Below are 13,747 nucleotides of genomic sequence, written 5' to 3'. Positions count from 1 at the left end.
CCTACGTGTTCAGTTGCTACAGGAAGCATTACTTTTAACAATCTGCCGTCAGGAACCTGGACGCTGACCCAGACAGGGCCTGTCAATGATGTTATAGTAGGTTCAGGATCGAGTTATATAATATCAGGTTTAATAGCCGGTGATTATCATTTTGAATTAAACAGTGCAGTATTCTGTACTACAAATAATGGGGATGTAACAATAAATGCCCAACCCCTTACCCCACAGAATCCAACAGTAAATGTTATTCAGCCTACCTGTAATGATACCGGTATTGTTGAGTTGAGCGGCCTCCCGTCAGGGGACTGGACCCTTAATCTTAGTGGTACAACGATTTCCACAATCCAGGGATCGGGAAGTACTTATAGTTTTACGGGGCTTACCGTTCCGGGCACATATAATTTATCGGTTACCAATGACCAGGGCTGTACTTCAGCGGGGATCGGAGGTATAATTATCCATGCGCAGCCTGTAACACCGGGGATTCCGACAGTAGTTGGGGTTGTCCAGCCAACCTGTACGGCTTTGGGAAAAATTCAGCTGAGCGGGCTTCCTTCAGGAAACTGGATATTAAGGTCGGTTGGAGGAACAGGACCGGGTATTTCAGGCATAGGTCCTGTTGCGGTTATTGAAGATCTGCCTGCGGGAGTTTATAATATTACCGTTACCAATGATGCGGGATGTGTTTCCAATTCGACCAATGCTGTTGAAATCTTCACTCAGCCCCCAACGCCGTCTGCTCCCATAGTGGGAACGGTTACCGATCCGACCTGCCAAACAGCTACAGGAAGTGTGGAATTGAGCGGACTTCCGTTGGGTAACTGGACAATTAACCCGGGAGGGATATCAGGTACAGGAACAGAAACAACTCTTGGGGGACTTACAGGGGGGAACATTTATAATTTCACGGTAACCAATGATACGGGATGTATCTCGGCAGCTACCGGTAATGTGGTTATTAATGCCCAGCCTGTAACGCCTCCGGCTCCAATTGTGGCGGCTGTTACAGCCCCGACTTGTGTAGTAGCCACCGGAAGTGTACTGTTACGCGGCTTACCAAATGGCAATTGGATTATCAACCCAGGTGCTATTTCAGGAACTGGATCAGAAAAGCAGATTACGGGATTATTATCGGGCTATACTTATAATTTTACAGTTACCAATAATATGGGATGTACATCAATAGGTACAGGTGCTATAGAGATTAAAGTGCAGCCAAGAACCCCACCAATTCCGATAATTGAAATGGTTAACCATCCAACATGTGTTTCTGCTACCGGAAGCGTGATTCTAAATGGATTACCTGCAGGTAATTGGATAATCAACCCGGGTGCAGTGTCAGGAATAGGAGTTACGGCAACCATAAAAGGACTTGTAGCAGGAAGTTCGTATAACTTTACAGTAACTAATGATGATGGGTGTACATCTTTAGCTACCCCGGATATAAAAATGAATATTCAACCGGCAACTCCAATGACTCCTATAGTTGAAATGGTAGTTGACCCAACTTGTGCTGTAGCTACCGGAAGCGTCACATTAAGCGGATTACCAAGCGGAAACTGGGTAATTAATCCCGGAGATGTGAGAGGTGCTGGATCGGAAACGACAATTAATGGACTGCTAGCGGGAAGTAATTATAATTTTTCGGTTACAAACGATGTAGGTTGTACGTCGTTAAGTACAGGGAATATTAATATTAAGAATCAGCCTCTTACACCGTCAGCTCCCATAGTAGGAACCATAACAAATCCCACATGTGAATTGTCTGTTGGAAGTGTGATATTAAGTGGTTTGCCAATCGGTAATTGGATAATTAATCCTGGAGCTGTATCAGGAACCGGAACACAGACTATTGTTACAGGGCTTGCGGCAGGACATATTTATAATTTTACAGTAACCAATGATCTAGGATGTTCGTCCACGGCAACAGGTGATGTTAAAATTAAAGCTCAGCCAATTACTCCATTAGCTCCACAAGTAGAAAAAATTATTCAGCCTACATGTATATCAGCTAGCGGGCAGGTAACCTTGAGTGGATTACCAACAGGTAATTGGGAGATCAATCCCGGAGGTATCCAAGGCTCGGGTTCAACAACCGTTATAGATCTTATGGCAGCGACTACTTATAATTTTACAGTTACGAATGATGATGGGTGTACATCTTTAGCTTCTGAGGGTGTAAGTATAAAAGCGCAACCATCAACTCCGGCTGTTCCACTAATAAATCTTGTTACACAGCCGACTTGTAGCAGTAATATTTGGAGTGTAGAGTTGAGTAACTTACCAGCGGGGAACTGGATTATTAGATATGGGGCAATTGAGGTTATAGGAACGGGATTGACTACAACCATATCAAACTCCATTGCTGGAAAATATAGCTTTACTGTAACCAATGAGGATGGATGTACTTCTAATGCAACAGCTGATATTGTTATTGAAGAAAAAGTAACTCCTGAAGTGCCAATAGTCTTGGTGATTGATAATTGTAACGGAACTTCCACATTAAGTACAACTGCAACAGGAAGTTTATTATGGAGTACGAACGAAACAACGTCAACTATCACGGTTGATAATGCGGGTATTTATACTGTCATTTCGACAAATTTAAATGGTTGTGTAAGTTTACCGGGAAGCGTTATGGCGGCGCCGAAAATTGCTCCGGAACCACCTGTGGTGAAAATAGATAAAAGTACAATCACAATAGAGGGAAGGGCTAATGAAGTTTACAGTGTTGATAATGGTAATTTTTCCGATCAGTTAATTTACTCTAATTTGGAAGCAGGTGCCCATACTATCGTTGCCAAAAATAAATCTGATTGTCTCTCACCAATAACTATTGTAGAAATTGAAGAAATTCCCGATAAACTAATAATTTACAATGCTATATCTCCAAATGGAGATGGAAAGAATGACTATTTTAATATTCAGGGATTAGATTATTTTTTAGATAATACAGTTGAAATTTTTGATCGATATGGAATAAGTATTTTTAAAGCCAGGCATTATAATAATAAAACTATTGTTTTCAGGGGTGAAGGTTTAGCTACAGGTACGTATTTTTATACAATTGAGTATGTCGGTAAAGATTTAATGATCCATAATCTGTCAGGCTATTTATTTGTAAATTGATTTTAAAGTACTGTTATTAAGTAAAAAAAAGCCCATTTATTGTCTGTGATTGAACCTATTTGTTTAATCACAGTATGGGTATTTATTGCATCAAATGATAACCTGGGAGGAGTATTTTAAAAAACCGGGGTGTTTACTGAATGTTATGATTCGTGGGGTCTTATACGATTTCGAAAACACTTATCTAAATTGAAAAAATCGCATATTGTTGTAATTCATATTATTGCTGCGTATCTCCTTGGCAGGAAAAATCTATTTGTGTTTAATTAAGTTATAAGTAAATTGATAGTAATAATTAAGTAAAAAAATCTTTTATGAGAACAAAATTATTTTCCTTCGTTATAATGTTTGCTACAATGGCTGGTTTTGCACAGCAGGATGCGCAATTTACGCAATACATGTACAACACTATAAATATTAATCCTGCGTACGCAGGGTCTCGTGGGGTATTAAGTATCTTTGGCTTGTACCGTACACAATGGGTAGGTTTGGATGGGGCTCCCGAAACCAGCAGTTTTTCAATTAATACGCCAATTAACAATAGTAATCTGGGCATTGGGGCTTCTTTGGTAAATGACAAAATCGGACCAACAAATGAGAATAATATCTCTGTTGATCTTTCTTATACCGTTCAGACATCTGCCAGTTTCAAGCTTTCTTTTGGTATTAAGGGAACAGCTAATATTTTTAATCTTGATGCAAATAAACTAAACCCAGAAGATGCCGGCGACCCTCAGTTTCAGGATCTCGACAATAAATTTTCTCCAAATATTGGTGCTGGTGTGTATTGGCATTCCGATAAAGCCTATATTGGTTTATCTGTTCCTAATTTTATTGAAACCAACAGGTATGATGATAATGATGTGGCTATTTATAAAGACAAAATCAATTATTATTTAATGGCTGGTTATGTATTTGACCTCGATAAATACCAGTACATAAAATTCAAACCTGCTATACTTACCAAAATGGTAGAAGGGGCCCCGCTTCAGGTAGATTTATCAGCCAATTTTATGTTCTACGACAAATTTGTAGCAGGTATTGCTTACAGGTGGAGTGCTTCACTTAGTGCTTTGGTGGGATTTCAGATTACTGACGGATTATATATAGGGTATGGTTACGATCATGAAACTACTAACTTAAGCAATTACAATTCAGGATCCCATGAAATATTCCTTCGTTATGAGTTCTTTAAAAACAACGGTAAAATGACAACTCCCCGTTTCTTCTAAAAAACAAATATGACAAATTAGATAAGCGGTGAAATATATCCTACCATGCTAATTATTATTTCTTGTATAGCCTTATGCAGACCATCCTTAATTTTTGCCAAAATTAAAAGATGTAATGCAGACCAAATCTAATGCATATAAAAAAAATGCAGTATACTATCTATGGTGCTGCATTTCATGAGATAATTTAATTTGACAGCTAATTTATGTAAAATGAGTATGGATTTGTTGTTACTGTGGATTTTTGATCAGTGATAATTTCAATAATATTATTCTCAATGGTTTTGGATAGTGCTGTCATAGGAATATCAGTAGGTCTGTTTTCAAATGGATCTTGCGTAATTATAGAAGTTTCTTGTATACTTAATAAAACTACCGAAATGATGGTGGCATTTGCAATTTTAGTAAAGGGAAAACTGTCTCTAGCCTAAAGGGTAATATAGGAATAAGGATATATATTAAATCATGAATTAAAGAACTGGACAATCGTGGGAAAACTGTATTTTTATTCTTTCTCATTTGCCCATAGCATCGTTCAGGTGGTTAATGATAATGTCGATCTGTGGTTGTTTAATTGAATCAAGATCATGTTTTTTGGACATCATTTAATTGTGTAAAAAATCCTCTTAAGATGTTTTCGTTGAATTCAGGTTCATAAATAACTGAGTATTGTAATAATCAGCATTGCACTATAAAACATTGCAATGAAAGGCGGTTCAATTAGTTGTTAGGTTCAGTTGGCGACCACAAAGATTTTTTAAAAAAAAGTCCTTATGTGTTATTTTAATGTCCTTGTTTTTTTATTTGTATTAATTTACTTTGAGATATTTGCCGAATCGTTTAGGGTAGGTTAGTAGTAGTTTTTGGACTTTGGTAAAAGCGCCTGGCACTAGATTGTTAGGCGTTTTTTTAATATGCTAAAATGTAAAACAATTCTGAAATTAAAAAATAATAGTAATATCTGTTTAAAATTATTTTCTTGTTTTAAATCGCTGTAAGAAGAGAGCAAAAGACGAAAGCTGCATAATATGGGTACCAGTTTAAAACAAGGATAATTTCAAAAGTTATTCATATGTACTATTTGAATAACTAAAGGGGATATGAATAATGAGGGAAATGCCCGGCTTGCCAAATTGTGCATCAAATATTATTTTCTCGATTCGAGAAGAGTACGAAATTCACTTATTATCTAAAAATCTAATACAAGGTTATTGCTGATTATAATGAATTGCTGTTTTAGGTAGAAAAACAAAATAGAAGTATTGATTTAGATCATATCAGTTTTATTAAAAAAAAAGATTTGAAAGTTATAAATATAAAGAGTAAAAAATGGAACAAATAGGAGTTTGGGAAATGTTAGTAGTTGCATCGGCTGGATTGTTATACTTTCTGCCGTCATACATTGGCCGTAGGCATCAAAATATGGTTGCAATATTTTTATTAAACCTTTTACTAGGCTGGACGATTCTTGGTTGGGTAGGGTCTTTAATTTGGGCTTTATTTAAGGGCGAGGATTTAGAGGTTGAGTGAAAGATTCTCAGTATTATAAAAAAAATGATTAACATGAAAAATATAAAGTTAACCTTGGGCTTGCTAATATTAGTATTGCCACTTATTTCACTCGTAGTATTATTGGCTATCACTGGATGTAATAATGAGAGTAAATCAAACAAAAAACATCAGGAAAAAATATCTGTTAGGATAAGTATTAAAAATAGGTAAGGAAAACAAAAGTTTGGGTTTGTTTGGTTAAAATTGTTTAAATGTAATAGAACTGAAGAACTATCTGTAATGACAAAGTGACTCAATACGCTATGTTTTTATTTTTTTTTAATGATTTGCTATGTCAATTGTATTGGAATATATATACTCTCCTGATTGTAAAATCTTTGTTTGGGTGGGGATAAATTGATTTCAGATGTTTATATTTGTGAGATATGTTAAACTGAGAGCTTTCAAGGTTCGTTTCGTGTTACACTGTTTTTTATGTGTGTCTCCCTTATGTGTTCAGCAAATTGCATGATCGTTGTTGACTATCTTATAATATGTCCATCTTTGCTTTTTATAAAACTATATCTATGTGTTTGTTTTTCTGTCCATTTGTAGTTTTACAGAGGTATAGGTTATTTATCCCTTTTTTTTTCTATAGTGTTGTTTTGTAGAAATTTGATGATATTAAATAAAGTGACGATGAAACTAAAGAACTTGTCTTTAATTTTTTGTTGTTTCCGAATGTGTCGTCTACGATACGCTGTATATTAATATTGTTATCCATAATATCGTACAGATGATAACGATTGTAAAAGGATATTTTATTTTAATTTTTCTATTTTCCATGATTTTTTATTGCGCTTTTAATCTTGCATCTTTGTTATTATTGCTAAAGCAAAGATGTGGTGATTTAATGTGTTATTGATGTTAATTAGGACTAAAAAATGTCGAGAGAGGACATTTTAACTAAGTAGGCGTGGATACTATTTTATTGTGTGAATTAGAATGATTAAATTATTGGGGACTTTGTTGATTGAAAAATGCATAGATTATATAGGTTTAAATATTATTTACGCCTCGGTTTTAAATCGCTATAGCACAGTGACAAAGTTGACTTCTTATCGTTGAATTTTTAGATTAGTAAAAAAATAATGATGACTGATCACTTATTCCAAAACCTAGATATTATTCCCTTTGTACTGAGTTAGAATGTAGTAGGCTAGGGTAAAGAAGATGTTTAGGTTTTAATTGTTGATATTTATAGATAATTATGGACTTAAAATACTTATATAAAGCAGATATGGGGTTAAAATTATATCGTTATGGAGTAATCCATTTTTATATGCATAATTTTTACTTAAAATTATTTTTGATGAATCAAGAAACGATAAATAGCGCTACACGGGGTTTTCATCAGATATTTGTCACCATGACTTGAAGTGCTTATTTATTACTTAAATAATTTTACATTTTTTTAATATTTAATAAGCAAAATAATGTTTTAATAATTATTATAGAAGTTTTATTTTTATTGAGATTATTTTTATAAACATTTGGAAGCTTCTTATTTCATATTGATCTAAAGTTTATTGCACTCAATATCAAAGTTTTTAATAAAAATGACCTAATTCAATATTTTAATGTCCTTATTAAGTTGTCTAAAGTAATTCGGATGCTGATATTTGTGGAATACTTTACAGTTATGTTTAGATTGTTTTAGATTGTATTTTAAAAGCGCTTAACAAATTGTACTGTTAAGCGTTTTTTTTATATTTAGTCCTTTGTTTGGAGTTATTTAATAATTTAAATTAAACAAAAGATATAAGGATTCTTATTAATCTTTATAATTAAATATACTTGGTAACGTTAATTTAAAGGATGTCTGGTATAAAATGTAAATTATCTTTTAGGTAACTGGCAATTTCAGAGGTATAGATTCGAATTAAAAGGGTCTGACCAAAGATGGATTAAGACTTAATATATTGATTTTCATATAACGAAAAAGACCCAGATAATTTTGACTCAATTTTAAATGGATAAACTAAAAGTGCTAAAAGAATAAACAAAAAAAACAGAACCTAATAACCATTTATATATGTAAAAAGAAATGAATGATAACAATAAAGTGTTTACTTCAGTTGATATAATTGAAATAAGAAAAAATAAGAATCTAACACAATTAGATCTTGCAAGTCTGCTAGGTGTTGATAAAAAGACCATTTTGAACTATGAAAATGGAAATCATGTTATTCCTTTTAGCCAACAAAAGCTTTTAACAATGTTGGTTGCTGCAGAAAAGCAATCAAATTTGGTTTTGGTGTTTAAGACAAATGTAAATTCTTTTTCAGAAGTAAAGCGAATTACTCCGAAATTGAATAGCTCATTTCCTGATGTAAAGTGGAATTTCGATCTCGAAGATTGTGATCGTATTTTGCGTTTTGAAACTGAAAATGACATTACAGAGGAAATTGTTCTTTTAATGGAAGAGTTAGGTTTTAAATGTGAAGCGCTATAATAATTGAGACTATATCAATTAGAGAGTATAAAATTATAGTTGCAATTTTTGTTAGAATCATCAAAATTATTTTTGGGATATTATTGAAATAGAACAAATTTATTATTGATTGGTATTGCTATTAGGAATCTGATTTTGTAAAGATCATTAGATATAAGTAGTATTAGGTCCCCAGTGCGATAAGATTTATTCCAACTACGTCAAATAATTTGTAATTCATATGATATTTATAATTTTGCATTACAGAATTACTATATTTTTTAATCACTTTCTTTTTTGACTTGTTATCGTTAAAAATAACACTGCAGCTTTCTAAAAAAAGATGCCTTTTTATGGCGTTAAATGTCCTTGTTTTTGATTTATGTATGGCAAATATATTTAAATTTTTAAGCTATAATTAGAAATGAACACCAGAAAAAGATAAAAAATGATCGTGTTAATTAGAATTAGATACTCCTTGCGGCTTTATCCAATACAGCAATGATATTAAGCTCAAATGATTTCTTAATTGATTGTAGAAATTTTAATGCCATGAGAAGAGGTAAGAGGGGATTATAATAAATATTCTTCGAAAATCCGGTAAAAATAAACTAGTATTTATAGGGCTTTCATGTCAGGAGCAAGGTCGAGTCTTTATTTTCCAAATCCAATAACATGGCTAACAGTACCTAAAGGAAGAAAATCATAAGAATAAAAATGTCAATTAGCCAATATTGGGGTTCTGTTCTCAAAATCTATCCTGTTTCTGAAATTCTTCCTTAAGATCAATATAGCCTTTTGAAAACGTGTTTTATTTTATTATTTTAATGTCTTTATTGGGGGATTTTAGTTGGTGCCTTGTCTTAAATTTGCTTAAGTGGTTTAATGTTTAAAAATATATTGATTGATATACAATAAGACTACCTTTAAGATTTTTTGTGCTGATATCTTTTTTGTTTTCTGCAAACGGCTTGAAGTATTGTTTTTGCCTCAATGCTTTGTTAGTACAAATACGTTCTTGGATTAAATTTGTTTTTGGAGAATTTAGTTTTGTCTGTTTTACCTTTGTGATTATTGGTAATTACAGACTTATTTGGGACCCGTTCTCAACTTGGAAAATTACATTTATTTAAATTTTACTATGACCTGCTTGCAGAATAGTCACAGCTATGTCAATCATTTATTTACGAAGCCGTCTCAGATTGAGGCGGCTTTTTGTTTGAATTTTTGTTTGAAAACTTTGTAATAAAAGTTATTCTCACCCTCCAGTAACTTTTAATAGTACAGCCCCCGCTGTTGCTATAATTTCATTTAAATGTTTGCAATAAAACTGATGAGAAATCTCGTTGCTTTTGGCAGAAGAACCCAGCACTGAGCTTTCCAGATTTAAAGATATTTCTCTATCGGATATTATTCTGCTGGGATGACTTCAAAAATCAACGAAAATAGTACAAGCTGGCAAATTAATCAAAGCAGATTATATATAACAGGCAATATTCAGTTTACTACGGATAGGGTAAAATCAGTGTTAATTTACTGATAGCTTCTCATGGTGAAGTCATGTTTACAAAACAATAAATATAGCGCTAAATAATGGAATACGGGAAATTCAGGATGAATTCATAAATAGTTTATGGACTCTATTAGAGGATGCTACGGTCTTATATTTCATGGTATGGCCATGCTTCTTTATTTGAAAACCTCTTGAAATACTATGAGAGAAGGAATTTATGGTTATTATACATACCAGCGATCCTTTCTATTCCAATGTCATAAATGCTGTTGCAGCTTTGGAAAAAGCGACAAAGCAGGTCCTGATAGTGCTGAAGCGTTAGCGATGCTGGCCGGACTTTATTTAAACGGTATTCTATTGGCAATTAATACTGTAGGGATGCCATTTGAAGCAGGATTCAGATATTCTGTGGAGGCTCTTAAAATAGATACGTTCTCTCAGCATACATGACAGATGTTTACCTTTGTATATTTAATTTATTTATTTATTTATTTATTTAAAAAAGACAGAGAGTCCTGTTTTGCTGCCGCTTTACAATGTTAGAACTCAATTATAATTCTACAGTTATCACCTGCAGTATAGGTTTCGTTCTTGTCTGTGCAGGATCTGTTGTGGAAGGTTTTTAATTAATGCGGAAAGGATCCGGACTCAGCCCGGATTATCCGTGGTTTATCAATGGAGGGTTGTGTTTTTATTGACAATAAAGAATATTGAGCAGCACTTTACAGTGTAAAAAGAATACTGTAAAGACTTATTGGGATCTATTATTGAAGACAGTGTTTTTATACTAGATGGAAAACAGCATGATGCAAAAAAAAAGTCTTGCCAGATTAGTGGAAACTATTACCAATGCTGCTGCAAATATTGGGGAAATGATTCCTTGTCTTATCTGGTAATTTAGCATCACAAATAGTTGCCGGCCTGAAATATGCAGGGCTTTAATTCTGCAATATTTAATTTAATCTTTCTTTTGAGAATTTACACCATATCACTGTAACACATAAGTGTTCTTTTTTTAGTGTTTTATATTCGATTTTACATCTGTTTCACAGTGAATTACAAAATTGGAACCGTAGTTTGTGTAACTTTATAAATGTTTAGTACCCAATTAAATTCGTTAGTGATATGTACTTTATTTGAATTAAGAATAAATGATTATAAAAAATGACTATACCAAAGGCTTTATATAATAATAATAAGTTTGAGAAGTTCATGGAATCGATCATAATTCTTTATTTGGCTGATGACGAATTCAAGGTTATTTGTGATGATTATTGTATAACTAAAATGATTAGTGAGCAGTACAAGAAAAAAAAAGAGGAAGATACCCGTTGTCAGGCAGAATATGAATCCGTCTCTGCAGAACTTGAGGACGAAATTTTAAGATTTATTAAAAATTTAAATGCAGAAGATGATTTTTAATACAATTTTCCATTGAGCCAGTACTAATCTAATATATTCAAATACCATGATACATACATTAAAGACCACAGTAAATTTATGTGCGATAGGATTTTTGTTATTTATTTTTTCACCCGCAGCTCGAGCGCAAAATAATGGGAATGCTTTAGATCGGAGTATTTTGCCGATAAAAGAACCACAAAGGCCCACCTACAAAGAGCTAGATGCAAGAGATGCTAAAGCACCCACCAGATGGGAAGTTAAGGCGCCAAAAGGTGCGCCCAATGTTGTAGTTGTTTTAATTGATGACATGGGATTTGGGGCATCAGGTCGTTTTGGCGGACCAGTTAATATGCCACTTGTCGATAAATTGGGTAAAGAGGGAATCAGTTACAACCGCTTTCATACCACTTCGCTTTGTTCTCCTACACGTGTGGCTTTACTTACAGGTTACAATCATCACAGCAACAATGCCGGATCTATAATGGAAACAGCAACTGCCTTCCCTGGTAATAACGGCATTAGGCCACAAAGTATCACACCTATGGCGGAAGTGCTCAGGCAAAACGGTTACAGCACTGCTGCTTTTGGAAAATATCATGAAACACCGCCATGGGAAATTTCTGTATCAGGCTCTTTAGATCGCTGGCCTACGCACTCAGGATTTGATAAGTTCTATGGCTTTATAGGAGGGGAGACCAATCAATGGGCACCATTGGTTTATGACGGAACAACACAGGTTGAACTTCCAAAAGACCCTGAGTATCATTTTACTACTGATATGACCAATCAGGCCATAAGCTGGGTTCGTTTTCAAAAGGCACTGACTCCCGATAAACCTTTTATGATTTATTTTGCAACAGGAGCAACGCATGCTCCTCATCATGCGCCACAGCAATATATTGACAAATACAAAGGGAAATTTGACCAGGGCTGGGATAAAGTTCGTCAAGAAACTTTGGAGCGACAAAAAAAACTGGGGCTGGTACCGCAAAATGCGCAGCTTGGGCCTAAACCAACAGATATAAAAGACTGGGAGAGTCTTTCGGCCGATGAAAAGAAGCTCTTTGCACGTCAAATGGAGACTTATGCCGGATTTGGCGAGCACACTGATTATGAAATCGGACGTCTGTATACGGCCATTGAAGATTTGGGAGTTATGGACAATACGGTTTTTATTTATATTGTTGGTGATAATGGAGCCAGCGCAGAAGGAACAATGAACGGCCTGTTTAATGAAATGACTTATTTTAATGGAATTCCAGAAACCGTACCCGAGATGCTCAAACATTATGAGCAGTGGGGGGGACCAGATACATATCCGCATTATGCTGCAGGTTGGGCTGTGGCAATGGATGCGCCGTTCTCTTATACGAAACAGGTAGCATCAGACTTTGGAGGTACACGAAACGGAATTGTGATCCGCTGGCCAAATGGTATTAAGTCAAAAGGTGAAATTCGCTCTCAGTTTACCCATATCATTGATATTGCGCCGACTGTTTTTGAGGCTTGTAAAATTCCAGCGCCCAAGCAAGTTAATGGAATCAAGCAGGATCCTATTGAGGGGACCAGTATGGTATATAGTTTTGATGATGGCAAAGCAAAAGAGCGCCACACCACCCAATATTTTGAAATGTTTGGTAACAGGGCAATTTACCACGAGGGCTGGTACGCCAGAACTATCCACAGACCAGCATGGAAACAAAAACCAGCAACTTCACTGAAAGAAGATTCATGGGATTTATATGATTCGAACACTGATTTTTCGCTGAGCAATAATCTGGCGCTTAAAAATCTTGAAAAATTAAAAGAACTTCAGGCATTGTTTATGAAGGAAGCTGAAAAATTTCATGTACTTCCAATTGATGACCGCCTGCTGGAAAGAACCGATGCCAAATCTGTTGGACGTCCTGATTTAATGGGGGAAAGAACAAAAGTTACGTATGGAGAAGGAATGAAAGGAATGGGAATTGATATTTTTATAAGTACCAAAAACACATCCTATACCATTACCAGTGAGGTAGATGTTAAAGAAAATGCAAATGGCGTTATGGTTTGCCAAGGCGGAAAATTTGGTGGATTTTCTTTTTATTTAAAACACGGCAGGCCGGGCTTTACTTATAACTATGTAGGATTAGAAAGTTATAATATTATTGCAAATGAACTATTGGCATCAGGAAAACATACCATTGTTTATGATTTTAAATATGATGGCGGAGGATTAGGAAAAGGAGGAACGGGAACCATTACTGTTGATGGGAATAAAGTGGCTGAAGGCAAACTAGCCAAAACACAGCCTGGAATTTTTTCTGTTGATGATCTGGCAGATATAGGAACAGATGATGGAACTCCAGTTGCAGATTATGGAGCATCACCCCATTTTAACGGAAAACTAAGCAGAATAACTATTGAAACAAAAAAATAGAAAATTGGATTTAATACCCTCTGGGAATATTTAAGAGAATCGATTAAAATTTACAGTTATTA

The 13,747-nt window shown here is 34.6% G+C and carries 7 protein-coding genes; all 7 read left to right on the top strand.

Annotation, left to right across the window (positions count from 1 at the left end; all coding sequences use genetic code 11):
* Positions 1-3,129, top strand: a 3,129-nt coding sequence (locus Q7C23_RS22525; protein WP_375034612.1) for a gliding motility-associated C-terminal domain-containing protein, incomplete at its 5' end; no start/stop codon positions are given.
* Positions 3,130-3,443: 314 nt separating this feature from the next.
* On the top strand, positions 3,444-4,361 hold the full coding sequence (locus Q7C23_RS22520) for a type IX secretion system membrane protein PorP/SprF (protein ID WP_375034611.1): 918 nt from the start codon (positions 3,444-3,446) through the stop codon (positions 4,359-4,361).
* 1,329 nt (positions 4,362-5,690) lie between these two features.
* A complete protein-coding gene (locus Q7C23_RS22515) occupies positions 5,691-5,891 on the top strand; it encodes a superinfection immunity protein (protein WP_375034610.1) in 201 nt (66 codons plus the stop codon).
* A gap of 2,068 nt (positions 5,892-7,959) precedes the next feature.
* A complete protein-coding gene (locus Q7C23_RS22510; RefSeq protein WP_375034609.1) occupies positions 7,960-8,367 on the top strand; it encodes a helix-turn-helix domain-containing protein in 408 nt (135 codons plus the stop codon).
* 1,693 nt (positions 8,368-10,060) lie between these two features.
* Positions 10,061-10,309 carry a hypothetical protein gene (locus Q7C23_RS22505; protein WP_375034608.1) on the top strand — a complete coding sequence of 83 codons (249 nt, stop codon included), beginning with the start codon at positions 10,061-10,063 and terminating at the stop codon, positions 10,307-10,309.
* 714 nt (positions 10,310-11,023) lie between these two features.
* A complete protein-coding gene (locus tag Q7C23_RS22500; protein ID WP_375034607.1) occupies positions 11,024-11,281 on the top strand; it encodes a hypothetical protein in 258 nt (85 codons plus the stop codon).
* 46 nt (positions 11,282-11,327) lie between these two features.
* Positions 11,328-13,685, top strand: coding sequence for an arylsulfatase (locus Q7C23_RS22495; RefSeq protein ID WP_375034606.1), 2,358 nt, complete (start codon positions 11,328-11,330; stop codon positions 13,683-13,685).
* The last annotated feature ends 62 nt before the right edge of the window (positions 13,686-13,747 follow it).

Source organism: Flavobacterium sp. LAR06, from assembly GCF_041946075.1.
GTDB lineage: Bacteria > Bacteroidota > Bacteroidia > Flavobacteriales > Flavobacteriaceae > Flavobacterium.
This window is presented reverse-complemented; position numbering and strand designations above follow the sequence as displayed.